This is a genomic window from Pseudomonas spelaei, from assembly GCF_009724245.1.
GTDB classification, from domain to species: Bacteria; Pseudomonadota; Gammaproteobacteria; order Pseudomonadales; family Pseudomonadaceae; genus Aquipseudomonas; species Aquipseudomonas spelaei.
Window position 1 is genome coordinate 382,990 of sequence record NZ_WNNK01000002.1, and the last position, 26,003, is coordinate 408,992.

Annotated in this window: 28 protein-coding genes and 1 tRNA gene; 10 read left to right on the forward strand and 19 right to left on the reverse strand. The window is 58.7% G+C overall.

Annotated features, from left to right (window positions below; translation table 11 throughout):
• Positions 1-698: 698 nt before the first annotated feature.
• Genes sctC through GNF76_RS03925 form a run of 3 tightly spaced genes read left to right on the forward strand, consistent with a single transcriptional unit; the run spans position 699 to position 3,408 of the window.
• The gene (sctC, locus tag GNF76_RS03915) at positions 699-2,840 is read left to right on the forward strand and encodes a type III secretion system outer membrane ring subunit SctC (RefSeq protein ID WP_155581854.1); all 2,142 of its coding nucleotides are present in this window, start codon (positions 699-701) and stop codon (positions 2,838-2,840) included.
• The gene (hrpT, locus tag GNF76_RS03920; protein ID WP_155581855.1) at positions 2,837-3,040 is read left to right on the forward strand and encodes an HrpT family type III secretion system protein; all 204 of its coding nucleotides are present in this window, start codon (positions 2,837-2,839) and stop codon (positions 3,038-3,040) included. The genes sctC and hrpT overlap by 4 nt, the downstream gene beginning before the upstream one ends.
• A gap of 5 nt (positions 3,041-3,045) precedes the next feature.
• Entirely contained in the window at positions 3,046-3,408 is a 363-nt protein-coding gene (locus GNF76_RS03925; RefSeq protein ID WP_155581856.1) for a transcriptional regulator, read from the forward strand.
• Between the two features lie 123 nt (positions 3,409-3,531).
• On the opposite strand, the gene sctU is transcribed toward GNF76_RS03925, so the two are convergent.
• From sctU to sctW, 11 genes are all read right to left on the reverse strand, one after another.
• Positions 3,532-4,629, reverse strand: a complete 1,098-nt coding sequence (sctU, locus tag GNF76_RS03930; protein ID WP_155581857.1) for a type III secretion system export apparatus subunit SctU — start codon at positions 4,627-4,629, stop codon at positions 3,532-3,534.
• Positions 4,626-5,414, reverse strand: coding sequence for a type III secretion system export apparatus subunit SctT (gene sctT / locus GNF76_RS03935; protein WP_178123164.1), 789 nt, complete (start codon positions 5,412-5,414; stop codon positions 4,626-4,628). Before sctT ends, sctU begins: the two co-directional genes overlap by 4 nt.
• A 10-nt stretch (positions 5,415-5,424) precedes the next feature.
• Positions 5,425-5,688: a type III secretion system export apparatus subunit SctS gene (gene sctS / locus GNF76_RS03940; protein ID WP_010177045.1), complete on the reverse strand. Its 264-nt coding sequence runs from the start codon at positions 5,686-5,688 to the stop codon at positions 5,425-5,427.
• A 7-nt stretch (positions 5,689-5,695) separates the two neighbouring features.
• Complete coding sequence (sctR, locus tag GNF76_RS03945; RefSeq protein ID WP_155581858.1) at positions 5,696-6,349, reverse strand: type III secretion system export apparatus subunit SctR; 654 nt, start codon at positions 6,347-6,349, stop codon at positions 5,696-5,698.
• Positions 6,346-7,359: a type III secretion system cytoplasmic ring protein SctQ gene (sctQ, locus tag GNF76_RS03950; protein ID WP_155581859.1), complete on the reverse strand. Its 1,014-nt coding sequence runs from the start codon at positions 7,357-7,359 to the stop codon at positions 6,346-6,348. Before sctQ ends, sctR begins: the two co-directional genes overlap by 4 nt.
• Entirely contained in the window at positions 7,356-7,814 is a 459-nt protein-coding gene (locus GNF76_RS03955) for a type III secretion system HrpP C-terminal domain-containing protein (RefSeq protein WP_155581860.1), read from the reverse strand. The genes sctQ and GNF76_RS03955 overlap by 4 nt, the downstream gene beginning before the upstream one ends.
• Positions 7,786-8,226, reverse strand: a complete 441-nt coding sequence (sctO, locus tag GNF76_RS03960) for a type III secretion system stalk subunit SctO (protein WP_155581861.1) — start codon at positions 8,224-8,226, stop codon at positions 7,786-7,788. Before sctO ends, GNF76_RS03955 begins: the two co-directional genes overlap by 29 nt.
• Positions 8,213-9,571, reverse strand: coding sequence for a FliI/YscN family ATPase (locus GNF76_RS03965; RefSeq protein ID WP_178123165.1), 1,359 nt, complete (start codon positions 9,569-9,571; stop codon positions 8,213-8,215). Before GNF76_RS03965 ends, sctO begins: the two co-directional genes overlap by 14 nt.
• Positions 9,568-10,467, reverse strand: coding sequence for an FHA domain-containing protein (locus tag GNF76_RS03970; RefSeq protein WP_155581863.1), 900 nt, complete (start codon positions 10,465-10,467; stop codon positions 9,568-9,570). The genes GNF76_RS03965 and GNF76_RS03970 overlap by 4 nt, the downstream gene beginning before the upstream one ends.
• Positions 10,468-10,552: 85 nt before the next feature.
• A complete protein-coding gene (gene sctV, locus GNF76_RS03975; RefSeq protein WP_155581864.1) occupies positions 10,553-12,655 on the reverse strand; it encodes a type III secretion system export apparatus subunit SctV in 2,103 nt (700 codons plus the stop codon).
• Positions 12,652-13,746: a type III secretion system gatekeeper subunit SctW gene (sctW, locus tag GNF76_RS03980; protein ID WP_155581865.1), complete on the reverse strand. Its 1,095-nt coding sequence runs from the start codon at positions 13,744-13,746 to the stop codon at positions 12,652-12,654. Before sctW ends, sctV begins: the two co-directional genes overlap by 4 nt.
• Before the next feature lie 265 nt (positions 13,747-14,011).
• Here sctW and GNF76_RS03985 point away from each other — a divergent pair, with 265 nt between their 5' ends.
• Positions 14,012-14,563: an RNA polymerase sigma factor gene (locus GNF76_RS03985; protein WP_155581866.1), complete on the forward strand. Its 552-nt coding sequence runs from the start codon at positions 14,012-14,014 to the stop codon at positions 14,561-14,563.
• Positions 14,564-14,671: 108 nt separating this feature from the next.
• Here GNF76_RS03985 and GNF76_RS03990 read toward each other — a convergent pair whose 3' ends face one another.
• A complete protein-coding gene (locus GNF76_RS03990) occupies positions 14,672-15,889 on the reverse strand; it encodes an MFS transporter (RefSeq protein WP_155581867.1) in 1,218 nt (405 codons plus the stop codon).
• 427 nt (positions 15,890-16,316) lie between these two features.
• On the opposite strand from GNF76_RS03990, the gene GNF76_RS03995 reads away from it, so the two are divergent.
• Positions 16,317-16,637 carry a DUF6124 family protein gene (locus GNF76_RS03995; RefSeq protein ID WP_155581868.1) on the forward strand — a complete coding sequence of 107 codons (321 nt, stop codon included), beginning with the start codon at positions 16,317-16,319 and terminating at the stop codon, positions 16,635-16,637.
• A gap of 253 nt (positions 16,638-16,890) precedes the next feature.
• Positions 16,891-16,967 (forward strand) — tRNA-Met (locus tag GNF76_RS04000).
• Between the two features lie 60 nt (positions 16,968-17,027).
• Here GNF76_RS04000 and GNF76_RS04005 read toward each other — a convergent pair.
• Positions 17,028-17,978, reverse strand: coding sequence for a bifunctional helix-turn-helix transcriptional regulator/GNAT family N-acetyltransferase (locus tag GNF76_RS04005; RefSeq protein ID WP_155581869.1), 951 nt, complete (start codon positions 17,976-17,978; stop codon positions 17,028-17,030).
• 79 nt (positions 17,979-18,057) lie between these two features.
• Entirely contained in the window at positions 18,058-19,098 is a 1,041-nt protein-coding gene (locus tag GNF76_RS04010) for a DMT family transporter (protein WP_155581870.1), read from the reverse strand.
• 200 nt (positions 19,099-19,298) lie between these two features.
• Between GNF76_RS04010 and ggt the strand changes: the two genes are divergently transcribed.
• From ggt to GNF76_RS04030, 4 genes are all read left to right on the forward strand, one after another.
• Complete coding sequence (gene ggt, locus GNF76_RS04015) at positions 19,299-21,143, forward strand: gamma-glutamyltransferase (RefSeq protein WP_155581871.1); 1,845 nt, start codon at positions 19,299-19,301, stop codon at positions 21,141-21,143.
• 72 nt (positions 21,144-21,215) lie between these two features.
• Entirely contained in the window at positions 21,216-21,938 is a 723-nt protein-coding gene (locus GNF76_RS04020) for a laccase domain-containing protein (RefSeq protein ID WP_178123167.1), read from the forward strand.
• Positions 21,939-22,106: 168 nt separating this feature from the next.
• Entirely contained in the window at positions 22,107-22,427 is a 321-nt protein-coding gene (locus GNF76_RS04025) for a transcriptional regulator (RefSeq protein WP_178123168.1), read from the forward strand.
• On the forward strand, positions 22,414-22,728 hold the full coding sequence (locus GNF76_RS04030) for a helix-turn-helix domain-containing protein (RefSeq protein ID WP_155581874.1): 315 nt from the start codon (positions 22,414-22,416) through the stop codon (positions 22,726-22,728). Before GNF76_RS04025 ends, GNF76_RS04030 begins: the two co-directional genes overlap by 14 nt.
• A gap of 25 nt (positions 22,729-22,753) precedes the next feature.
• On the opposite strand, the gene ddlA is transcribed toward GNF76_RS04030, so the two are convergent.
• The 5 genes from ddlA to GNF76_RS04055 all read right to left on the reverse strand — a co-directional run bounded on the left by ddlA (position 22,754) and on the right by GNF76_RS04055 (position 25,876).
• Positions 22,754-23,848 carry a D-alanine--D-alanine ligase gene (gene ddlA, locus GNF76_RS04035; RefSeq protein WP_155581875.1) on the reverse strand — a complete coding sequence of 365 codons (1,095 nt, stop codon included), beginning with the start codon at positions 23,846-23,848 and terminating at the stop codon, positions 22,754-22,756.
• Positions 23,849-23,911: 63 nt separating this feature from the next.
• On the reverse strand, positions 23,912-24,397 hold the full coding sequence (locus GNF76_RS04040) for a hypothetical protein (RefSeq protein ID WP_155581876.1): 486 nt from the start codon (positions 24,395-24,397) through the stop codon (positions 23,912-23,914).
• A gap of 15 nt (positions 24,398-24,412) precedes the next feature.
• Positions 24,413-25,051 (reverse strand): LysE family translocator, encoded by a 639-nt coding sequence (locus GNF76_RS04045; RefSeq protein WP_155581877.1) that lies wholly within the window; start codon positions 25,049-25,051, stop codon positions 24,413-24,415.
• 38 nt (positions 25,052-25,089) lie between these two features.
• Entirely contained in the window at positions 25,090-25,305 is a 216-nt protein-coding gene (locus tag GNF76_RS04050) for a helix-turn-helix domain-containing protein (protein WP_155581878.1), read from the reverse strand.
• A gap of 7 nt (positions 25,306-25,312) precedes the next feature.
• Positions 25,313-25,876, reverse strand: coding sequence for a DUF2975 domain-containing protein (locus GNF76_RS04055; RefSeq protein WP_155581879.1), 564 nt, complete (start codon positions 25,874-25,876; stop codon positions 25,313-25,315).
• Positions 25,877-26,003: the final 127 nt, after the last annotated feature.

Consider the following 26,003-nt stretch of genomic DNA (forward strand, 5'->3'; position numbering starts at 1 on the left):
CGGCTAGTTATTTAAAATTTCCGGTTGGGATGGAACTGGATGCTAAGTGGCCACCACAAAAAAGAAAATAACGGGAGCCCCCTCATGACATTCAACTATAATATTGCACAAAAACTCGAGAATAGAGCTCATGCACTAACAAAACAGCATGACGCTCTCACTCACGAAGACATGGAATACTTCGCCGGTCTCACCTATATGAAATCCAATGCCGAGTTCGCCTACAAGGAACTTTTCCGCGGACAACATATAAGATTTAAGTTAGTCATCGACGGTATGCAGTAAATTGAGAAATTTACTGTTGGGATGGTTGGATAGTGCTACAGAACAAATAACATTATTCGAAAACAACGACGAAATTATTCTGCGGCGTTGTGCGGGCACTCTTCTATTGAGTATTCAACTTACGCCAGATCGTCCATCTCACGTTCAATTGGAAGCCTGGGTGCGTCTGGGCAGCGCAAGCCTGAGTTTCTTTCAAGGCGCGTTGGCACAGGCACCCTCTAATGGGGTGCTCTGGCTGACTCAATGTCAGCGCGGTGAGCACACCATAGAGTCTCTTCTCGAATGTCTCGAAGCGTTGCTCAACCAACGTGACACCTGGCGCGCCATGGCTGCACGCTTGGCCAGGCCAACCCACAAATTCACACCCACGTCACTTCGCTCGCTGGCGCACTAAATTAAACAGAGAAATCTCCATGCATAACAAGATCGACAAGCACACCCGCTTGCGCCTCAACTCGCCTGCTACCACCGTAAAACGAGCCGATTGGCGTTACCTCATGTTCATGCCCTGGTTACTGATCCCCTTGGAAAGCACCCTGGCCGCCGTCCCCGCCGAATGGAAAAACACCGCCTACGCCTATGAAGCCGAGCACAAGCCCCTACGGGATGTACTCGAGGACTTCGCCCAAACCTTCGGCACGCAACTGCAAATCGACGGCCTCCTGGAAGGCAACGTCAATGGCAAGATACGCGCTAATACCCCGCAGTCGCTGCTCGATCGGCTGGGCGTAGAACACCGTTTCCAGTGGTACCTGTACAACAACACCCTGTACATCAGCACCCTGGACCAGCAAGAGTCTGCACGCCTGGAGGTTTCATCCGAAACCATCGCCGATCTCAAGCAGGCACTGACCGATATTGGCCTGTTGGATAGCCGTTTCGGTTGGGGCGAACTGTCCGACGATGGTGTCGTGCTGGTCTCAGGCCCCAAGCGCTATATCGAACAAATCAAGCAGTTCAGCAGCCAGCGTAAATCGCCCGATGAAAAGCAGAGCGTGCTGACCTACCCGCTGAAGTTCGCCAACGCGGCCGACCGCCAGATTGATTATCGCGGCGAAAAGCTGACCATCCCAGGCGTTGCCAGCATGTTGCGGGGGCTACTGGAACCTCGCACGACCTCAGCACTTTCGGGGATGAGCCAACGCCCCGTCACCTCATCACAACCCTCCCCCTTAACCCCGGCCTTTCCCCGCCTGAACAATCCGATGCTGGGGCAAATGCTCGGCCAGGGGATGAACCCCGGGCAGTTGGACACCGGCCTGTCACTCACGCCTCGGGCACCGGTTTCCACAAGCAAAATTCGCGTCGAAGCCGATGTACGTAACAACTCCGTACTGATCTACGACCTGCCAGAACGCCAGGCGATGTACCGCGAGCTGATCGCCCAGCTGGACGTAGCGCGCAAGCTGGTGGAAATCGACGCAATCATCCTCGATATCGAACGCACTCAACTGCGCGAATTCGGGGTCAACTGGGGCTTTCAAAACAGCCGTTTCCGAGGTGGCGTGAACATGGCGCCCGGCACCTCATCACAGTTGTCGATCGAACACCGCGACCGTTTCTACGCCGATGTGCGGGCACTGGAACAACGCGGCCTGGCCACCATGGTGTCCAACCCGTCGGTGCTCACCCTGGAAAACCAACCTGCAGTGATTGATTTCAACCGCACCCAGTACCTGACGGCCGGAACAGAAAACGCAACGATTTTGCCGATTACCGTCGGCACCAGTTTCCAGGTAGTGCCCAGGGTGATCACCACCCGGGGCCAACACCAGATCCATCTGGTGGTGGATATCGAGGACGGCAACTTCGACGAGTCCAACCCCGAGCGTATCGGCCCCGATGTACGCCGGGGCAAGGTCAGCACCCAGGCCGTGATGGCGGAAAAACGCTCGCTGGTGGTGGGTGGGTTCCATGTCACCGAAAGCACTGACAAGCAAAACAAGATCCCCTTGCTGGGAGATATCCCGTTATTGGGCAAGGCCTTGTTCTCCTCCACCGAGCGCCAGAACAATCGGCGCGAACGCCTGTTTATCCTGACCCCGCGCGTGATCGGTGATCAGGCGGATCCTTCACGGTACTTGCCACAGGAGGACCAGGTGGAACTGCAGGCCGCACTCAAGCCATTGGCCAGGCGTTATGCCGAACACCAACCGGTGATCAAGCGCAGCGACATCACCAGCACCCTGGCTCACCTCGTCACCGGGCAAGTGCCCAAGGCATTCAAGGTTGCACCAATGCCACTGGGCCTGGAGACCTTGTGTGCCACCCGTGATCTATTGGCACTCAATACCGAGCGTAGCCAGTGGTATGCCGGCCCGCAGTTCAACGTGGCCGTGGTGGTGCTGCGCAATCAATTCAACCGCAATGTGCGCATCGATGAAAAAGAATGCAGCAATTCGCAAACCCTGGCGGTCAGTGTCTGGCCGCGTGCCTGGCTCAAGCCAGGTGAAGAGGCCGAAGTGTTCATCGCCATGCGCCCTGTGATCAAAGATGAACACATCGGCGTGACCCGCCCCTCCCTGCTCACTCCTGCCCGGAACAACGCCCAATGAACCATCGACTGTCCTGCATCACCCTGGTCGGCCTGGCCCTACTCATCGTCGGTTGCACGCCAACGTGCAAGGGCGACTCCTGTTCACGCCCGCAATCGGGCGCCGATAAACTGGTGGTCTGGTGGCCACCGCAAATGCGCGTTGAACCCGGCCCGGCCGGGGAGCGGGCGGATTATCAGACGGTTTCACTGGAGCGATGAAGGCCATGGGATTGCCAGACGATGATCCGCATCGCCAGGTATTCCTGGACAACCTGGTGGGCGGCAATAACGCCCACCTGCCTCTTATTCCGGGTATTGGCCTGTGCTCATTGAAAGCCGGTGCCCAGCCGGGGCTGGCCTTGCAGATTCAACCAGAGGCATTGCAGGCCGGGCAGCTGGAACGCGTGCTGGAGCGGCGCTTTGAACAGGCGGTGGCGTTCGATGGTTGCTTTGTGTATCTCAACTCCAAGGGCGCCTTGGTGATCTGGCATGCGCTGCCGGCTGACGCCAACAGGCTCAATGACATCATCAGCCGGATGCTGTCACTGGCCACCCTGGAAGCGCTGGATACACGCCGAAATAGCTAACCTCGTAGCTGTCGAGCACCAGCGAGGCTGCGGCGGGGGCGATTCGGTGCCGCGGCTTGGACCGATGACGGCGGTGCGCTCAACGTAGCCTCGCTGGCGCTCGACAACTGCTACGTAGCGTCCTTAGCGCCGCTCCAGCTCCGGCAGCTCCAGGGTCTCACGCTTGGCTTCATCGTCGAGTTCACGCAGGGTGCGGTAGATGAACGCTACGGCTTGTAGCGTCTCCCTGGGAATGTTCGCCCCGAGATTTTTCTCATACAGCATACGTGCCAGCCACACACACTGGATGACGGGTACGTCGGCTGCCTTGGCCCTGTCTATCAGTTTGCGGGCGTCGGCGTCCGTGCCCTTGTCCACCAATAGCGGCAGCGGCGTCTTACCCGGCCGGTAGTACAGCGCGACGGCATAGTGCGTCGGGTTGACCACCAGCATGTCGGACTCTTCGAGCTTGGGCAGCTTGACCTTCGGCTCTTCCTGGGCCAGTTGATAAGCCAGAGCACGGCGCTGTCCCTTGACGTGAGGGTCGCCCTCCATGTCCTTGTACTCCTTGACGACTTCCACTTGAGTCATCCGCATGCTCTTGGCAAAGAAGTGCTTTTGCAACGCCATGTCGATCAGCGCCAGAACCAGCAACAGCCCCAGGCAAGCGTGCAGCAGATGGCGGAACAAGATGATCAACGCGAGGATATAGCTCTGCAGATCACTGGTGGCCAAGTTGATCAAGGCTCCCAGCGACGGACCGATCACGACATACAAAATCACGCCAAGGAGCAGCGCCTTGGCCACCCCCATCAACAGGTTCATCACCGACTTGGCAGAGAACATCTGCTTGACCTGGCTGAGGGGGTTCAAACGGCTAAAGTTCAGCTTCAGGCTTTCCGGTGCAAACAGGAATCCGAACTGTATCCAGCCGCTGATCAGCTTCACCGTAATCGCCAACCCGGCCATCAGCAGGGCGAACGAGAAAAACACCACCAAGCCCTCTGTGAGCACTTCTTCCAGTGCCCGCACAAAGGGCTGCCCGATACGTGACATGGGCATCACCATCAATTGCTGAAAGCGCTGCATGCTGGTTTCGGCGGTGAACAAGGCAATTTCGCTCAGGATAGTCAGCACCAGCAACTTGCCAATGTCCTGGCTTTGAGCGACCTGGCCCTTCTTGCGCTGATCCTTGAGTTTCTTGGGTGTGGCGGCGTGTTTTTTCTCGCCCGAATCGCTCATGGTGCCGCCCCCCTGAACATCAGGCCGAGGGAATGCTTGAGGTCCCCCAGCGATGCCAGGCGTGTGACGATCAAGTCCTGTAACAGCGGAAAGTAAAGCAGCAGAATCCCCAGCCCCACCAGGCTCTTGACCGGCGTCGCCAAGGTGGAGACTTGCAGTTGTGGGCTGTACAGCCCCAGCACGGCGAAGCCGAACTCCAGAAACAACAGCACCGCAATAAAGGGCGCAGCGTAGAGCATCATGTGGGTAAAGGTATCGCCGAGTATTCCGAGGAAAATACTGAAGCCATTGACTGCCGGCAGCGGCAGCCAGGCGGTGGCCGGCCAGATCAGGTAACTGTCCCAGATCACCTGGGTCAGGACGCTCAACCCCAGGACGGCGATCAGCAGGTAAATCACCAACTGTTTGAACAGATGCCCGATGGGAGTAGCGTCCGGCCCCAGCGAAGGGTTGAGCTGGCCACCCGCCAGGGCACCACGCTGGTTATCCAGCAGCGCCCCCACTGACTCGAACATCCAGAACGGCATGGCTAACAAGATGCCCAGCAAAAAACCCAAGGCAGCCTCCTTGAGCACCAGCCCGCTGATCATCAGCGCGGAATAATCCTGGCCCGCCAATACGGCATGAATGCCGGGCGTAGGAATCAAGGCCATGACCATCACGATGACGTGCCGGGGCATGCCGCGTATATGCTGGAAACTGAACGCAGGCACCAAAAAGGCACAGGGATAAATACGCGCCATGGCAACCAGCAGGCTTGGCAGAAATTCAAGATACAGCAGCACGCGTATTCCCTCAGTTCAGTGCCGAACGGGCGATCATGTCGAACATCAGGTTGATCAGTTGAATCAACTCCAGGCCGATCCAGCGGCCTGTCAATACCAGTGTGATGCCCACCGCCACCAGCTTGATGCCAAAGGGCAACGTCTGGTCCTGTATCTGCATCAGGGCCTGTACCAGCGACGTCAACACGCCGACGATCACCGCCACGATCAGCGGCGGCGCCGACAGCACCACCACCAGCAGCATGCCCTGCTTGAACAGCACGATCGGTTCCATAGGGCACTCAGAGATAAGAAAGGAACAGGCTGTCGAGCAACCGCGACCACCCGGAGACCATGACGAACAGCAGCAGTTTGAGCGGCAGGGAAATGGTCATGGGCGAGACCATTTGCATGCCCAGAGCAAGCAGCAGGTTGGAAACAATCAGGTCGATGACGATGAAAGGAATGTAGATCAGGAACCCGATCTCGAACCCCGCCTGCAACTGCGACAACACAAAAGCCGGGACCAACAGGATCAGGTCTTCGCGTTGGGTGCTTTGCGCCATTTCAGGCGGCCACATGCGCGCGCTGTTTTCCAGCAGGTGGGTCAATACATCCGGATCGGTGTTGCGCAACATGAATGCGCGCAACGGCTGTATGGCCTCAAGCCCCGTATCCAGCAGCCTCTGTACGCTGCTCGTGTCCACGGGCGAAGCCTTGATGTTCTGGGCAATCTCATACCCCACGGGCGCCATGATAAACAGCGTCGCGGCCAGCGCTATACCATTGATGGCCATGCTCGGCGGCACCTGCTGCACGCCGATGGCGTTGCGGGTGATCATCAGCACAATCACGATTTTCAAGAAAGACGTGCAGATGATCAACAGCATCGGCATCAACGACAAGGTGCCGAGAAACAGCGCCAGGACAAGGGGATCAACCCCCTGGAACGTCATCGGGAAAAAATCACGCGGGACAACTGCAATCCCAGGCGCCCATCCACTTCCACCAACTGTCCCTGGCCAATCGGCCGGTCGCCGTAATAGAGCCCGGCCATGCCGGGAGCGTACCCGGCGATACCCAACACCGTACCAGGGGCAAGATTACGCAGTTCACCCAGGGTCAGGCTCAAGGTTCCGCAGCGCACCGTCAGGGTCATGTTCAACTCGTCGAAAGGCTCATGGCCGAAGACATCCACCACGGGTTGATCATCCTCATCCTCTGGGTACTGCTGTGTTGCAAAGTCTTCGTCCACGGACGTTTCCTCGATCGAAATAAGCGTCAGGCACAACGGCCCGGATTCATCGTCAATACGCCCATGCAGCCGATGCCTGCCCATGTGCAAATGACCGTTGCCTTGCACATCGAAAAAAGGCTGTTCGAGCATCACCACGTCACCGGCACGTACGCTGCGCAACTGCGTGATCGGCAATTGCAGGCGCCCCAAGGTCACCGCCATTGCCCACTGAAACGACGCCGGCAGCGGGCCCGCTGTCGGTTGCCAAGGGCCGGCCTCGCACAACGCCAGCAAACTCTCGGGGGCCAGCCACAGGTAACCCACAACCCTCGAAGGCCCCAGGGTCACCGTGAAGCGACAGCCGAAGTTCGACTTCCTGGGGGCCGGCACCAACCGCAGGTAACCGAACAACGCCCGCACCTGAGGGCTCAAGTGGTGCTGGAACAATTCCCAGAACCACGAATCCGGATCATTGCCAGCCTCGGCCAACGTCACCGGGCATTCACCCAATAAACTGAACAGCGGCCCTGGTTCGGCGAACGCCAGCACCCCACAGGCGCTCTCAAAACACAGCGGCGCAACGCCCGTGGGGGCACGGCCGGGCTCCATCAGCAAGTCACCGCTCTGGTCTGCAACCTGAAACGGCATGCGCAATCCGCGCCCCAACCTGCGTCGCGCAACAACCGTGGCACCATCCACCACAGGCACAGTTAAAAACGGCACGATCATGCCGGGTCCACGTGGGCCAGGTGCACGCTGACAGGCTGTGCCAACACCCCGGCCAGTCCATCCTGGAGCCGTTGGCGCACACCCGGTAGCCAACGCGCCGTGTGCTCCTCTTCCGCCTCCAGTTCAACGTTCCAGGCACCTTGTTCCCGACGCACACTGGCGTTGATCCGCCCCAGGCGCGGCAGGTAAAGCGTGGCCTGCAGAGGCCATTGCGAGGCCCCCTGTATACGAGGCGCCAACTGCTCGGCCAGTGCCTCGATCATCAGGTGCTCAGTCGAGGCCGTCATGCCCGGCGGGGATGAACCGTAGCCGCCGCCCTCGCGGTCGGTGGTAAACAGCAGGGTAAATAACCGCCCCTGTTCCCAAGGCACGACTCCCACCATGCCGGGCTCACGCTCTTCCCGGGGCTCGCGCAGACGCGGGCGCTCAGGCTTGTTCGCTGGAACTTGCGTCATCGTTCTCTTCCTGCACCAACAAAAGGGATAACTCCTGGAGCTTTTCAACCTCGCGCAAACACTGGGTAACCTGCTTCTGCGCGCTGTCGATGTGGGTCAGTTGCTCCTCGCGCTGGCCGTGCAGCTCATGTAACTGCCCTTCTTCACGGCGGGTGTCGGCGGACAACGTGCGCTCCTGGGCATTCCAGGACTTGAGGTCCTGGAACGAGATCACTTGCCCTTGATGCTTGCCTAACAACTCTGCGGTTTTTCGGACTTCATCCAACCGGGTTTGCTCCAGTGCATCCTGTGCCTGCTGGATTTGCAGCAGCAACGCTTGCTGTTGCCTTTTGGCCGCGCGCAACGCGCGCTCGGCCCGGTCTGCCCGATGCTTGCGCAAGCGCCGCAAGGTATCGATTTCAGAAAGGGACATCGGTGGTCAACTCCATCAATTGGTCCAGGGTTATTTCCATCGGCACGGGCTCACGCAGGTCCTGACGCAGGAAACCATCCACCGCCTGACGGCTGTCCACCGCCAGATCGGTCAGGGCATCGCTGCCAGGTTGGTACTCGCCCAACTTGAGCATCAGTTCGATCTGCTGGTACGCCGACAACAGGCGTCGCAAGGCCGTACCGGCCTGGATATGCGCAGGCTCGGCGACGTTGCTTAAAATCCGTGAAAGGCTGGCCAACACGTCAACCGCCGGGTAGTGGCCGCGCTCTGCCAGCTTGCGTGACAGCACGATATGGCCGTCCAGCAGGGAGCGCACTTCATCCGCCACCGGGTCGTTCATCGAGTCCTGCTCGATAAGCACGGTGTAGATGGCCGTGATCACCCCGTCGCGAGTCAATCCGGCCCGCTCCACCAGACGCGGCATAAGGCTGTACACCGAAGGCGGCAAACCACCACGGCCCAGAGGCTCGCCGGCGGCCAGGCCGATTTCACGCTGGGCCCGGGCAAATCGGGTCAAGGAGTCAATCAGCAGCAACACCCGCTTGCCCTTGCGTCGGAACCCTTCGGCCAACGCTGTCGCGGTGAAGGCCGCCCGGGCGCGCTCCATGCTTGAGCGGTCAGACGTCGCGCACACCAACACGGCCTTGGCGCGCAATTGATCATCGAGCTCATGGTCGAGAAATTCACGCAGTTCCCGGCCACGCTCGCCAATCAGTCCAAACACGATCACATCACACTCGACGTTGCGGGCGATCTCAGCCAACAAGGTGGTCTTGCCACAACCAGCGCCGGCGAACAGGCCGATACGCTGGCCCTCGCCCAACGTGATCAACCCATCAATCGAGCGCACCCCCGTGGACAACGCTCGGTTGATCCGGGGCCGCTCGGTGGGTAATGGCGCCTCGCACAACACCGTGCTCGCCTCTGGTGTGTCGGCCTCGACAAAAGCACTGGGACCCTCGCCTGCAATCGGCCGTCCGAAACCATCGAGCACCTGACCCAGCAATTCATCACCGACCCGTACCCGATGTGGCACCCCCAGGCGTTGCACGCTGGCGCCTACTCGCACGCCTTCAAGATTGCCCAGAGCACTGAGCACAGCATCCTGTTGGTCGAAGCCGATAATCTCAGCCAACATGTATTCGCCAGCGGACTTTTCGACCTGGCACAGATCACCGATGCGCGCGTTTGGAAGGCGACATTGCAACAACATGCCATTGACGCGCTGGATGCGACCGCGCACCGCAACCGGTGCAAAGCTGGCCAGCGCACTCGACTGACGCTGCTGCCAGGCCTCGAGACGCGCTTGCATATCCTGGCTCACCAGCGCACCTCAAACCGTTGCTGGCCGTCGAATACCACCTTGGTGTTATCGATCAATACCAGTCGCAAGCCATCCACTTCATCGCCGACAAACAACCGACTCCCTTGCTCCAGGACGACATGGCCGTTTGGTCCACCGACAATCTGCAAAATTTTGAAAGGCAGTGCCCCGTCACGTACCTTGACTCGACTGATTACCGGTACGCCTGTTTCGAACTGTTCGCCAAATCGACTGAGCATGCGTGATACCAGTTCCACATCTTCTTGAGGAACATCGCCATCCAGTACCACTTGGCCGTTGATCACCTGAAGACTGATCCGGTTGGTCAGCTCGCGCTCACTGAGCATCCTCAGTAACTTCTGGCGCACGTCATAAGGCGAACCCAGTTCACTTTTCTGGCTTACCGGTGGCATCAATGACGCCTGGGCCTCACGCTCGCCCGTCGAGGCCATGCCCAACGCCGTGATGATGACCGCGACCACTGCCACCAAGCTGATCAGCCGCTTCTGCTGCGCCCCCGGGATTGAAGACAACTTCAATGCGGCGGGTGCATCGCTCATTGGCGTGGGCGCCTGACGGACAGGAGTGGGTGTTTCGGGCCAAGGTTGATCGGCATGCATGACACAGAGCCGAATGTTTCCAATCGAAAAGGCCCGGTTGAGCTCCAGGTCGGTAATCTGTGCCAGGATCAGGCCGTCGGCATCCTGCATCACCCCTTCCTCGGCCTGCACCGACCAACGCTGCTCGACACACCGTAACCGCACATGGCGTTCGGCAATCCCCGGATCGTAAAGTGCCAGGTCAGCGTCAGGGCGTGCACCAATGCTCCACTGCTCGCCGAATAACGGCAGCGCGGCCCCTTGGTGCAAGCCATCAAGTACTCGTAGCTCAAACATAGTCAGGCCCTCGTAGCCACTGGCGATAGCCTGACCCACACGGCACCGGCCGAGCGACAACAAAGCACAACCCTCAAAAGAGTACTCATGCCACGGCCCCAGTCAGTAGATCGTCCTGGCTCAGGTCAAACCGCCCCAGCACCTTGACCTGGGACGAACTGCCCAGCTCGGCAAACGACAGCACCGGTACATGGTTGAACTCTTCCAGCAGCAGGGTACGCAAAGGGCTACGCAGATCTTGCGCGACCAGCAGTACACTTTTGCTCTTGATGCGCACGGGAAAGGCTTGTTTAAGCAGGCTCACCAGCGTCGCGCTGTTGTCGTTGTCGAGGGAAAAGAACACCCCGGTCTGGGTCTGGCGCAGCGCCTCGCGCAGCACGTTTTCGGTATGGGGTGACAACAGCCAGGCATGCAAACCGTCAGCTTCGCTGTACTGATGAAGAATCTGTGCCTTGAGAGCGATCCGCGCATAGTCGGCCAGGGCTTCTGGTTCACGCTCATGCTGGCCGTACTCAATCAACGACTCGACAATCAACCGCACGGCCCGCAGCGGCACCCCCTCGCTGGCCAGGCGCTGCAACACCGCCGAAAAGCGCGAAAGCGGCATGATCCGCTGCAGCTCCTGAACCAGCTCCGGCTGATTGAACTCCAGCCAACTCAGGATCGACTTGCTCTCCTGGATGCCGAGAAACTGCGGCCCACTGAGCAGCATCGCCTTGCTCATCCGCTCGATGATCAAGCTGCTGGCAGTAAACCGCTCCAACTGCGGGTCGTCGAGCAAGGGGTCGTCGGCGGCCAACCACACCCAATGCTCTTCATCGCGCGCAGGCAGGCCCCTGACACCGTTATCCGGCTCGACGCTCAGCGCCCCGTGCTCCACGGCTACCTCATGGCCAAGCGTGGCCTTGAGCATCGGCACTTCATGCACGCAGAAGCGGAACTCATTATCAGCCAGCAACGGCTGATACTCGATTTCAAACGGCGGCAGCGTCAACCCAATGTAGGCAACAAGACCATTACGCGCCTGGCGAATCCCATGGATCAATTCAATCGCCAAGGGCGAGCCCTCCTGGGCGGGCGAAAACTGCAACAGGTAAGGCCGTGACGGATCAAAACCGCGCAGGTCTTCTACACCGTTGTCTTCCGGCGCAACGCTCTCGGCATCGGCATCGGCGCCTCCAGGTTGTTCTGCCTGTTTGCGCTGACGTGCCAGGTAGTACCCCAAGGCACCTGTCGTCAGCGAAATGAGGATAAACACCACGGTGGGCATCCCGGGAAGCGCCGCGAAAGCGAGCATACCGATAGACGCAATCATCCAGCTCTTGGGTTCGCTGGTCATTTGCCGGGCAATCTCGGCGCCCATGTTATTCGCGCCTTTGTTACGCCCGCTCGGCGCCACACGGGTGATGATCATGCCGGCGGTCAAGGAGATCAGCAGTGCAGGAATCTGTGCAATCAGGCCATCGCCAATGGTCAGTACCGAATACAGCGCCATGGAGTCACTGGCGCTCATGCCATGCTGAAACATGCCGGTGGAAAAGCCGCCCAGCAAATTGATGACTACGATAATCAACCCTGCCACCGCGTCGCCTTTGACGAACTTCATGGCGCCGTCCATCGCACCAAACAGCTGACTTTCACGGGACAATTGCTCGCGCTTATCGCGCGCCTGCTCGCCATCGATCAGACCAGCCCGCAAATCACTGTCGATCGACATTTGCTTACCAGGCATTGCATCCAGACTGAAACGCGCCGCCACTTCGGCAACACGCTCCGAACCCTTGGTAATCACCAGAAAGTTGACGATGGTCAGGATCATGAAAATCACCAACCCCACCGCCAGATTGCCCCCCACCACAAAATTGCCAAAGGCCTCGACAATGTCCCCGGCATCCTGCTCCAGCAGGATCAAACGCGTGGTGGCGATCGATAACGCCAAGCGAAACATGGTGGTCAGCAGCAGGATCGACGGGAACGAGGAAAAGGCCAATGGCCCCGGCAGATATAACGCCAGCACGATCAACAAACACGAAATACAGATATTGAGGGCAATCAGGATATCCACCAGCCAGGTCGGCAATGGCACGATAAAGATAAACACGATGCCCAGGATCACCACCGCACCCATTACCTCGGCACGTTGTGCAACCTTCAGCAGCATCGTATTGATTGCCCGTAGCACACTCATACCGCGTTGCTCGGCCAAGCTCCGATAGGCCGGGTACCTCGTTCGATGAGCGTATATTCGTCCATCACCAGCTTGACGTTGTGCAGCGCCTCCTGATGCCCCTTGTTATCGCGCCACAAGGCCATGGGCAGGCTCTTGAGCAGCGGATATATGGCATTCAGCGAAATCAATTGGCTAGGTGAGTCGGCGCCGCCCAACTCGCGTCCCAGACGCTGGACCTCAGCAGGCGCAATACCAGTGCTCGCATACCCCAGAAAACGCTGCACCAGCGCCACGGCGTCACGGTCAACAGCGGGATGCAAAGCCACCAGGCGCTCAATCAGCTTGCGGCAATCAGACAACACGCTGCCCAACTGACCACAGCTTCGCAAACCCAGTAGCAGGGTGCGAAGCTGGGCGCTGGGCACCGAAGGGGCATGCGCGGCAATATCATCAGCCAGGGCCCGACGCATCAACTTCAGCCCCTGATGAAAACCCTCACCACCGAATAACCCCAACAAAGCGTGCATCATGGCTGGCAACGACTGCCGGGTGACCACGCTGGCGTAATACAGACTGCGTACGGCCTGACGCAACTCCGGATCATCACTGCCGGCCTGTAGCGCCAGCGCAATGTTCAAGCCCGCCTGGATATGGGGTTTGAAGCGGATCTCCAGCTTTGCCAGCGCATCGCGGGCCAGCGCCGCCTCAGCAGTACGCACATAGGTTTGCGCCTCTGCGGCCACCGCCTTGAGCACCACATAGGCCCGGGCCGGATCGTTCCCCGTGAGGTCCAACAACTTTTCCAGATTGGGCTTAAGCAACAACTGAACCCGGACATTACGCACCATGGTCGCCAATGTCGCTTGAGCCGGATGCCCCAACTGCTCGTAGAGTTGTGACAGTTGCTCCACTGGCGTCACACGCGTCCCCAGTTGACGCCGGCTCAAACCCTTGCTGTTGAGATCGACCTCCTGGCTGAACAGCGCAGCCAGGTCATCGACGGCAGGCCCTGTCGTTGTTCGGGAGACTGGCTCCGTGTCAGTTCTCGCAGGCACAGGCTGATCCAGACGCTGGTTTTTTTGCACATCAAAATGGGGATCGACTTTCATGGGAGTGCCTGGGCAGGAAGTTTCGTTTCCTTGTGTGGCAGACGAACCCGGTACGGTTCCATATTTATTGGCAATGCCGACGTTTTTGAAAAAATCGGCACAAGCCGACAGTGGCTTGTGCAAGTTACTGCAAAAAAAACCACTCAAATAAAATATTTATCTATATATATCAATTAGATATGCAAGTTTTCTCCTTGGCACAAGCAGTGCTAACAGGGTTCCCGTCGAAACCATTTTCGACCGTGTCCACCCTGAGGAAAAAATCATGGATATTCCTATCGATGCTTTAGGTCACCTTTCCCCCGACTCGCACCAATCCATCCTCGATCTGTCGGACGACCATCAGAAAAAACTCCGTCGGTTCATTCATAAACGCGTACTCAACCCGGAAGATGCGGACGATCTTCTGCAACTGACGTATCTGGAGGCCTGGCGCAACAAGGATCGTTTCAGTGGGCAGGCCACACTCAGCACCTGGATGTGCGGCATCGCACAGAACCTGATCCGCAATCACTTTCGGCGCCTGTACGCCAAGCCTGTGCATTGCGAATTCGATGAAGCGCTATGGCATGGCCAGGAGGACAGCCACAATCTGGATTGGGAGTTCGAGGTCAACCGCAGGCTTGAAAGAACCCTGAAAGCCATCAAACACCTGCCGCTGGAAATGCGCAAAACGTTGTACGCCTCACTGCAGACCGATGGCAGCTACCAGGACACAGCTGACGTACTGGAAATACCCATCGGGACTGTCCGCTCGCGCCTATCACGCGCGCGTGAACAGCTCAAACGGGCTACTCACAATCCGCTGCATCCGTAAATCGGGGCCCCGGTATCACGCCGAAGCCCGTCGCAGGAGCACTCGATTTAATCTTTGATCGCACACGTTGGGCAGCAAGGATATCTGCCCGACCTGATCGACTTGAGATCAGGCCTTTTTCGAGCGCGGCAACAAGATGGCCAACACGCCGAACAGCGGCAAGAACGAGCACAGCGTATACACGTACTCGATGCCATGGATGTCTGCCAGGTGCCCCAGCAGCGCCGCACCAATCCCGCCAAAACCGAACATCAGGCCGAAGAACACTCCGGCAATCATCCCCACATTGCCCGGCACCAACTCTTGCGCGTACACCACAATCGCCGAAAACGCCGAGGCCAGGATAAAGCCGATCACCACACTGAGCACGCTGGTCCAGAACAGGTCGACATGGGGCAACAGCAGGGTAAATGGCGCAACGCCGAGGATCGAAAACCAGATCACCGCCTTACGGCCGATCTTGTCGCCAATCGGCCCACCGAAGAACGTGCCTGCCGCCACCGCTCCAAGGAACAGGAACAAATGCAGTTGGGAACTGGCCACCGACAGGTCGAACTTCTCGATCAGGTAGAAGGTGAAGTAACTGGTGAAACTGGCCATGTAGAAGTACTTGGAAAACACCAGCAGCCCCAGTACCACCAACGCACTCAGCACCCGGCCCTTGGACAGACCGTGGGTTGCCGCCTGGCCTTGCTTGAGCTTGAACAGGTTCAAGTGGTGGCTGTACCAGCGGCTGATGGCATACAGCACAAACAAGGCAAACACCGCGAACAGACCGAACCAGGCCACATTGCCCTGCCCGAAAGGAATGATGATCGCCGCCGCCAGCAACGGGCCAAAGGCCGAGCCGGCGTTACCGCCGACCTGGAACGTCGACTGTGCCAGGCCATAGCGCCCACCCGATGCCAGGCGTGCCACGCGGGACGCTTCCGGGTGAAAGGTCGAGGAACCTACCCCGATCAGCGCCGCTGCCAAGAGAATCAGCGGAAAACTGCCCACTTGGGACATCATCAAAATGCCCACCAGCGTACAGATCATCCCGCACGGTAGAAGGTACGGCTTGGGATGGCGGTCGGTGTAATAGCCGACCCACGGTTGCAGCAGGGACGCAGTGAGTTGGAACGTCAGGGTAATCAGCCCGACCTGGGTGAATGTCAGGCCATAGTTGGCCTTGAGCATCGGGTAGATCGACGGCAGCACCGACTGGATCAAGTCATTGATCAAATGCGCCAGCGCTACCGCGCCGATGACACGCATGACCAACGGGCTGGTTTGCCCGGCAGCAGGCGCCGTAGTCACAGAGGGCTGGGAATTGCTAAGAGCCATGGAGAGGATTTCCGTACAACAGATGGATGCACAGGTGCAGGTGCGACAATGTGCCACTTTTGGGGGCAGGAAGGCCATACCCTTAGGAGGCTAACGAGTAGATGAATTGATGCTGTGGTCATGGTTTGTAAAGGGCCAGCAAGATGAATCCCTTTAATTTGCGGGACGTTTCCTAGAGAATCTTTCGGCCTTGTGCCTGGGGGAGTCGGTGACTAGTCTTCGGTCCGTCGCTGGTTTTCAGTGATCGGGTTTAGTCGCCCGGACTTATATCAGGCGCATGCTCTCATGAGGTTTCATGGTGGCTGTGCGCAGGGCACCTTCGGGTGCGCCGGGTTTTCCTGATTAGCCGGTCGACTAACCTGCGTACAGCCGCCACCCTTCGTTTAGTCGCGAACGGGCCGGCTCCGAATTAATCAGGAGCTATGCCATGTTTAAGATCGTCCCCGATCCACCCCGTGATAAGACCAAAGACCGCGCCGCCTTCCACCGTGCGCTCGACCACTATTTGCCGACCAACCCACCGCAACCGTCGACCCACTTCTACGCCATCAGTGAAGACATCAGCTTCGAAGACTCCTTGCTCTACACCGCCGACCTGCTGCACAGCGCCTCGGCCACCGCGCTCGACTGCGGCGAACACCTGCAAAGCCCAGACCGCGCCAAAGTGCTCGCCGTGTGGCACCTGCTGGAAATCGCCAAGGCCATGGTCGATCGCTCGATAGAGTGCCTGCATCCGCGTAAAACCTGATGACTAACACCGATCAAATGTGGGAGCTGGCTTGCCTGCGATGGCATCACCCCGGTATCACTGATACACCGAAGCGCCTGTATCGCAGGCAAGCCAGCTCCCACAGAAGATTTTTGTGATGTTGAGAACGGTGAAAACCCCAAGCCACTCGTCGCCTTACCCACTGCTTTCCGTTAAACAGTTGATAGCGTAGATAAATTTTCAAAAAATCGCTTGACGCATTCCCGTTCTACGCGAATAATGCGCGCCACTTGGCTACATAGCTCAGTTGGTTAGAGCATAGCATTCATAATGCTGGGGTCCGGGGTTCAAGTCCCTGTGTAGCCACCAAGTACTAAAAACGGCTTACCGAAAGGTAGGCCGTTTTTTTATGCCTGAAAATCGGCCGTGCTATTTTCCCTGCCGCACAAAACACTGCTCAACCACCAACTTGCCCCACTGCTGCCCTTCCTGCTCCGTCTCCAGCACAAAGCCCGCGTCCTCATAGAGCTTGCGTGCCACATCAAGCCCCTTGAACGTCCAGAGGCGAACGGCAGAGAAGCGGTGCTCATCACAAAAGCTGATCGCCTCGCTCAACAGGCGTTTACCCAACCCGTGACCTTGCGCCGAGGGATCAAGAATGAAGCAGCGTAGTATTGCTTCGCCATTTTCGCCCTCACCATCAATCGCAATCGAACCGACGATCCGCCCACTATCCAGCACCGCCCACACCTCGTTGCGAGGATTGGCCAAGCGCCCCATCAACTGCGCCATATCCGCTGCCACCAGGCTTTCGAAGGGCTGGCCGAATTCGGCGTGCTTTGCATAGTAATGGGCATGCATTTCAGCAATGCGTCCGATCACACCCGGCCGGTAGCCTCGAACGAGGCTGAAGCGCTGTTGCGTAGAAGGCTCGCCCCCCAGTCGATGCACCCGCAATGCATCGCCATAGTGTTCGATGCCCTGACTCACCGCTTGTTGTTGTTCACCCGACAACAGCCCTAGGGCATTCCCCACCTGGCGCCTGGCAAACACTTCAATCTCTCCCAGGGTGTTCGTGCCTTGTGCCGTGAGGCGCAGTACTTTCGAGCGAGCATCGTCAGCGTTAGCGAACTCTTCAATCTCGCCCGCCTCGATCAGCTTGCGAACCATCCGGCTCACGGAGGACTTTTCCAACCCCAACAGCTCCACCAGTTCACCTGCGGTCAGTGACCCACGCTCGCCCAGTTCCACAAGTGTGTGCACCGATGAAGGCGGGTAGCTGGAAGCCGCCAACCTCGGTTGCATAAAGCCCAGCTCTCGCACCATGAGACGTGAGGCCGAACGGATTTGATCAATGAGGTCTGGTTGACAACGATTCATGGAGGACACCTTCGGCTGAATATGAGCACATAGTTGCATCGCACAACTATAAACGCCATCGACTCATGCCCACAAGGTCTCAGTGTTTATGACGATGATGGATGTCAGGAAAATGCGGGTGACTGTGCCGAATCGGCAAGTGTTCATGAGCATGGCTATGGGGCTCTGCGCCATCCCAATCGAAGTTGTGCTCATGCTGGTGATGCTCGTCATGGACATGACGGTGGCCGTGATTGAGGGCCGCATGCTGATGCTCGTGAGCATGGTTCTCCATCAGGTGAATCCACACACCCAGCGCCATCAACGCTGCCGCCACCAGGAACAGCAGCGACACCGACTCTCCCAGGATCACAATCGAAATAACCGCCCCCAGAAACGGCGCCGTGGAAAAGTAGGCCCCTGTGCGGGCACTGCCCAGCCCGCGCAGGGCGAGCACGAAGAGCACCAGGCTGATGCCATAGCCCAGCAACCCGACCAACAGAATCGGCACAACGGTCGTGAACCCAGGCAACTGCGCACCAAAGGCCAGTGCCAGGCCACCGTTCACAACGCCAGCCGCCAGGCCTTTGCTGCCGGCGATGAACAACGCATCGGAAGCGCAGACTTTACGGGTCAGGTTGTTATCGATGGCCCAGCACAAGCACGCAAACGCCACCGCCAGCGGCCCGGTCCAGTCATGAGCGGCTGCCGTTTCCTGAGGCCAGGACAGAACAATCCCACCCAGCACAATCGCGACCATGCCGAGGACGATTCGACGGTCTGCGTTCTCTTTAAAGACCAGCCAGGCCAGCACCGCCGTCAGCACGGACTCAAGGTTAAGCATCAGCGAAGCCGTGGCGCCCGTCGTGCGGCTCAGCCCGAACATCAGCGCAACCGGTGCGAGCACGCCGCCAAAGGCAATCGCGCCGATCAGCCAGGGCCACTCGGTGGCCGTCAGCCCGCTCTTGCGCCACCCTCGGTCGCGAACGAAACGAATAACCGTCAGGCCGACACCGCTGCCCAAGTACAACAGCCCGGCCAGCAGCACAGCAGAGACCTCCACGCCCAACCACTTGGCAAGAGGGGTACTGGCACCGAACAATGCCGCGGCCGCTAACGCATAAAAAACACTGGGGTTCATCTAGAGAGCGCCTGGGCAGAAGTTAACCAAGCAGAAATCATACGCCTTGAGCCATGAGGCCTCCTCATTTTGACGCTCGGCCACACCCACTGTTAGTGTCACCGTTTTCCCACAAGCGGATTTCCGGCAAGACCGTGCAGTACCTGCAAGGCATGATTTACCTGTAGAGCGTTACCCCAGGACAACAGATCATTCTCAAAATGAACGGAGTTCATCGCGTGTTTTCGATTCCCCGCCGTCAACGGCTTACCACCCTCTCGGTGATAGCCGCCGCCCTCACCCTCGCCGCCTGCCATAGCGCCACCGCCCCTGAGCTGCCACCGGCACCGGAGCTTGGCTCGGGCTATCGCACCGACATGAACCCCCGTCACGCCGAGCGCCATATGGCAGCGGCGGCGAATCCGCTGGCGGCCGAAGCCGGACGAGAGATCCTGCGCAAGGGCGGTTCGGCCATTGATGCGGCGATTGCCATGCAAGCCGTACTGACCCTGGTGGAACCGCAATCCTCAGGCATCGGCGGCGGTGCCTTTATCATGCTGTGGGATGGCAAACAGGTGCACGCCTACGACGGTCGCGAAACCGCACCGGCGGGCGCCACCGAGCGTCTGTTTCTGAAAGCTGACGGTTCGCAGATGTCGTTCCCCGAAGCACAGATTGGCGGGCGCTCGGTCGCAACACCCGGCGTATTGCGCGCGTTGGAGATGGCGCACAAGAAGACCGGCCGCCTACCGTGGGCGACGTTGTTTGAACCAGCTATTCGCCTGGCCGAACAGGGCTTCCCGATTTCCCCACGCCTGCACAGCCTGATCGCCGCCGACCGCTACATCACCCGCTCGCCGGAAATGTCCGCGTACTTCCTCAACGCCGATGGCACTCCCAAAGCCACCGGCACCCTGTTGAAAAACCAGCCGTTGGCCAATGTACTCAAGCGTATTGCCAAGGAAGGGCCGGACGCGCTTTACCATGGCGCGATTGCCGAAGAGATCACCCGCAAGGTCCAGGGCAACAGCAACGCCGGCAGCCTGTCGCTGAATGACCTCAAAGGCTACACCGCCAAAGAACGCGCACCGCTGTGTACCGACTACAAGCGCTGGCAAGTCTGCGGCATGCCGCCACCGTCTTCGGGCGGGATCGCCATTGCGCAAATCCTCGGCACCTTGCAGGCCCTGGAAACCCGGGACCCACGCCGGGCCCTGGGGCCTCTCAAACCGGTGAAAACCGACAGCCCGGCGGGCCTGGAGCCGGTGCCGGAGGCCGTCCACCTGATCGCCGAGGCCGACCGCCTGGCCTATGCCGACCGCGCCCTGTACGTCGCCGACTCGGACTTCGTCCCCGTACCCGTCGCCGGCCTGGTTGCACCGAACTATCTCGCCAGCCGCGCCGCGTTGATCGGCGATCGCAGCATGGGCGTCGCTAAACCCGGCAAACCGGCCGGGATCCAGGTGGCTTACGCACCCGACCGCTCACCGCTGCGCATTTCCACCTCGCAAGTGGTGGCCGTGGACGATCAGGGCGGCGCCGTGTCGATGACCACCACAGTGGAGGCGGCCTTCGGCTCTCACGTCATGGTCCAGGGCTTTTTGCTGAATAATCAGATGACCGACTTCTCGTTCATTCCAGAAGAAAACGGCCAGCCGGTTGCCAACCGCATCGAGCCCGGTAAACGCCCGCGTTCATCCATGGCCCCCACGCTGGTGTTCGACCGCCAGAGCGGCGAGCTGCTGGCCACCGTCGGCTCGCCGGGTGGTTCGCAAATCATCGAGTACGTCAGCAAATCCCTGGTAGCCATGCTCGACTGGAACCTGGACCCGCAAGCCGCCGTTGGCCTGCCCAACTTCGGCAGTCGCAATGGCGCCACGGAGCTGGAGCAAGGGCTGTTCAGCCCACAACTCAAGCAGGCGCTCAAGGACAAGGGCCACGCCCTGAGCGAGATCGACATGACCAGCGGCGCCCAGGCCGTCGTCCGGGTGCGTGATGCCCAGGGTAAGTCGTCCTGGAGCGGCGGCGCCGATCCTCGACGTGAAGGCGAAGCGCTGGGAGATTGAATACGCCAGGGTGACGATTGATCCCATCGGTCGCCGCCCTGTCTACGCGTTTTATTGAACGGAGAGAACAGCGTGCATCAGGCAAGTAACCTCGGCGCCATTCCCGGTGTTGACCACGGCTTTTGCTCGATCAACGACCCCTTGCGTCCTGACGAGGTGTTCTTCTGCAAGCAGGCGCATACCGCGACGATCATTGAATGGCACCGCGACCAGGTGGCCAATACCATCGAGGCCGACGGTGTTTTCACCCGTGACAAGCACTCCATCGCCGTGATCACCGCCGATTGCCTGCCGCTGCTGATTGCTTCGAAAGAGGGAGGGTTAGTGGCCGCGCTCCACGGTGGCTGGAAGGGCCTGCAAGGCGCAATCATCGCCAACGCCATGCAGCGTTTTGCCGCCGAGGGAGTTGCCCTGGACCAACTGCAAGTCGCCATCGGTCCATCGATCAAGCCCTGCTGTTATGAGGTAAGTGAGGCGTTCATCGCCCAGTTGCAAACGAGCCAAGGCCACTTGTGGCAAGACAGTAAAGCACCGTGGACATTCGAACAGCCGGCGCCGCTGCTGACGCCGACCATTACACCGCCTGAGCCAAGGCAGGCATTGAGTGCGTGGTTTGACCTAAGCCAATACGCGTTGATTCTGCTGCAAGCGGCAGGGATTGCGCGCCAGCAGGTTGAGGTCAGTGAGGTGTGCACTTACTGCACGTCAAACGCGTTTGCCAGCTACCGCAGACGGACTCATCACAGCGAGGAAAAGAAGACGTTATTGTATTCGTGGATTGCGCGTACAAAGTAACGAGAGATAGGCCTACAGCTCCCTGCGCTTAACTGCTGCTATGCCTCAATGCAAAGTGCCATGTCATTTTTTGCGGTGAAAAGTCCCTTGAACGCCCCCCTCCTCCCCTGACACTTTCTGGCCCCGCCACTTCTTGCCAGAGGCTACGTCAAAGACGTAGAATTTTGCGTGTTAACAATCATCGAATCTCCACTATTCAGCAAGCTATGGCCCGATTATTGGACCGAAGAAGAACGGGGTATTTTCATGGCATTTCTGGCCAACCACCCTGATGCGGGGACTGTTGTCCCAGGCTCTGGAGGTTGCCGAAAAGTACGTTGGAGCCTGGAAGGCCGGGGTAAGAGCGGCTCGGTCCGAATCATCTACACAACACAGCTGGCCTGCGGCGCACTGGTTACCTTGCTGATTTATGGCAAGGGCGCCACCGAGGACATTCCAGCGCACATCCTGTACAAAATCGCCAAGGAAATGAACCATGCCACTCACTGAGAAACAGCTCAAGCAACGTGACGCCAAGCGCAATATTGGCGAAGAATTGCTGGCGGCCATTGTTGACGTCAAAGCAGGTCGTCATGGCCAAACCCATCAGGTTGAAATCACCCAAGCCGCTGAGGCACGCAGCAAGACGGGGCTGTCGCAACCCAAATTTGCCGAGCTACTGGGAGTTTCTGTCCGCACCCTTCAGGAATGGGAACAAGGTCGCCGCTCACCTTCAGGCGCAGCACGTTCGTTGCTGCATATTGCAGCCATCAGACCGGACGTTTTTCGGGAGGTCCTCAGTAACGCCTGATGGCGCTACTGGCCTCCAAATTGTCTTAGCGACTGATCTTCAACCCCTTGCGCCCCGCATGCCGCTCCAGCGCCAAGTCAATCAACCGGCTGACCAATTCGCTGTAACTCATCCCGGCGGCCTGCCACAACTTGGGGTACATGCTGATACGGGTAAAACCCGGCAGTGAGTTGATCTCGTTGATCAACACTTCGCCGTCGTCGGTGAGGAATACATCGACCCGCGCCAACCCGGCGCAGCCCAGGGTTTCAAACGCCTCGATGGCCAAGGCACGAATACGCTCGCTGGCCTCGACGCTGATATCGGCCGGCACCACCACCTGGGCGGCCTGGCCGTCGATGTATTTGCTGTCGTAGGAATAGAACCCGTCACGCACCACAATCTCACCGCAGGCGCTGGCCTCAGGCCGGTCGTTGCCCAGTACGGCGCATTCGATTTCCCGCCCCTTGACCGCCGACTCCACCAGTACTTTTTCGTCAAAACCCAAGGCCAATTCAATCGCCGCAAGATACTCGGCTTCGTTGCCGACTTTACTCACGCCCACCGAAGAGCCCTGGTTCGCCGGTTTCACGAACAGCGGCAGGCCGAGCTTCTGCTGCGCCTGCTGGAACGAGGTACGCGCCGCGTTGCCACGGTTGAGGGTAATGAAGGGCGTGACGGCAATTCCGGCATCACGCAGCAGGCGTTTGCTGATGTCCTTGTCCATGCACACGGCCGAACCGAGCACGTCGGAGCCCACAAACGGCAAGTCCGCCATGCGCAGCAAACCTTGCAGGCAGCCATCTTCGCCGAGGGTGCCGTGGACGATGGGGAAGATCACATCGACGTGTTCCAGCATCGTCTGGCTGGAAGTTTCTACCAGTTGCTGGCTGGCCTTGCCCGGTACCACCGCCAGTTCGCGGTTGGACTGGTTGAGGGCGATCAATGCCGGATTTTCCTGGTTGATCAGGAAGTTCGAAGTGTCATTGAGGTGCCAGTGGCCGGCCTTGTCGATACCGATCAGGATCGGCTCGAAACGCGTGCGGTCCAGGGCGTCGACGATGTTGCGCGCCGACTGCAGCGACACCTCGTGCTCGGTCGAACGACCACCAAAAATAATACCTACCCGCAGCTTGCTCATGACCGGCCTCGCGTTGAACGTGTTCTGAAAAGTCACGCTACTTAACACGAGGCTCGCCCGGACTTAAAGAGGCAGCGCGATTTTCGCAGCCTGTGCCCGTTCGGAAAGCGTCACGCTGGCGGGCAACATCGACAACACATAAGCCCCCCGTTCTGGGCTGCCAAGGTTGGCGATGAAGGTCATGGGTGAGTCCCGGAACTCGAATATCAGGTTGAAGGTGCCATAGGCGCTACGCACGTCCACCTGAAGCACCGAAGACAGTAATCGTTGCTGCTGACGCAAGACTCGATACACCAGGTTTTCACCGTCAATACGCAACACCGGGTTGAGGTTGTTGCTGGCAAGTGCCACCCAAGGCAGTACGCGGATACCGACAAAGGTTGCCAGCACCGGGATGTTGGCGCCATTGAGACCGGTCCCTGGCGCATAGGGCGTGGTCGCGCAAGCCCGCTGCTTATTCAAGTGTTTCCAGAGCCGATAGACCATCCACAAGACAAAGGCCTGGAAGCCGATGACCAGCGGCGCTAACACAATGTATTCCCAATCCATGGTCCTGACTCCGTTTCAGCGAGTAGTCACCAGATGCGCCCCGAACAACATATAACAACTGCCGGCAAAGCGGTCCAGCCACTTGCGCGAGCGGCTATAGAGATTGGCCATGCGCTCGCTGGAAAACACCAGCGCCACACAGGAGTACCAACTGAACGACAGCGTCGCCATGGTGATGACGGCCAATGTCAGAAGCATCGGTGAGGGTGACGCCGGCATGGTGGAGGCAAAGATGGTGGCGACAAACAACGCCGCCTTGGGATTGGACAGATTGCCCAGCAAGCCCAGGCGCCAAGCGGAAAACAGCGAGCGCCGGGGCTCGTCCGGCAACAGGTTCTGATTCATGGCTGGCGTCGAGCGCTTGAACAGTTTCAACCCCAGGTAAATCAGGTAGCAGCCGCCAATGATTTTGAACGCCAGATACAGCATGGGCGCAGCGGTGAACAGTGACTTGATGCCCAAGCCACCCGCCAGCCCCCACATTACCGTGCCGGTGGCCACGCCTACGGACGCCACTACGCCGTGCCGGCGCGAACCGCTGGCCGCCAGCTGCGCAATATTGAAGAAGTTGGGCCCCGGCGTCACTACCGCGACGGTCCACAGCAATGCCAACGAGAGCAACGGTGCAATATACGGCAGGTTGGAAACAAGCATCGACGGTCCATCCACGGCGGGTTGAAAAACGTGTGCGGCTACAGATCGGGCTCGGGTGTATGCACCAGCAGGTCACCGGGCTGACAGTCCAGGTGGGTGCAGATGGCATCCAGTGTCGCGAGACGTATGCCCTTGACCTTCCCTTGCTTGAGCAGCGACAGATTTTGTTCGGTGATTCCTATGGCGGCCGCCAGGTCCTTGGATTTGACCTTGCGCCGGGCAAGCATAACGTCCAGCTCAATCACAATTGGCATGCTGATCTCAAACAAAGGTACGGTTTTCGGAATCCACTTCACTGGCCTGCCACAGGATACGCGCGATCACCGAGATACAGGCAGCGAGAAACAACGCAACGAAACTGGGCGCAGTGACACTCAAAGTGAGCAAACGCTGGCCCACCGGCTCATTCATGCTGACCCAGACGCTGAGCAACGGCTCACACAAAAAATCCAGCAACACCCACACCGCCACCGCCCGTCCCACTTTACCCAAGCGCTGCGCTGCGTCACTGGAGAAATATTCTCCCCTGGCGTAGCTCTGAAACAGTCGGCGCAGATGATTCAAGCCAGACACCAACGCCATCAAGGGAATGCTGGAGAGCACAATACAGCCCAGGATCTGCCACCCTGGAAACAGGGCCACCTGCCCGGCTCGCCCTTGAATCTGTCGATCACTCAAAGCGAAGCCAAACCCCAGCCCATCCGCCGATGAACCCAACACCGGAAACAGCCACAGAGCGGTATTGAGCAACAACATGGCAACAATCAGCAAGAGGGTGATCAGCGACATGCGCTGACTGAGCTGGGCAAGACGTTGGGAGTTCATAAGTAGCCTCATTGGAGAGAATGCGAGAGGCAAAATAATAGATTAATTATCGTAAAACAATAATTATTTAATGCTAATCGTTATCTCACACCAAAAACTCATCCGCATGATGACCTGCACGACATGC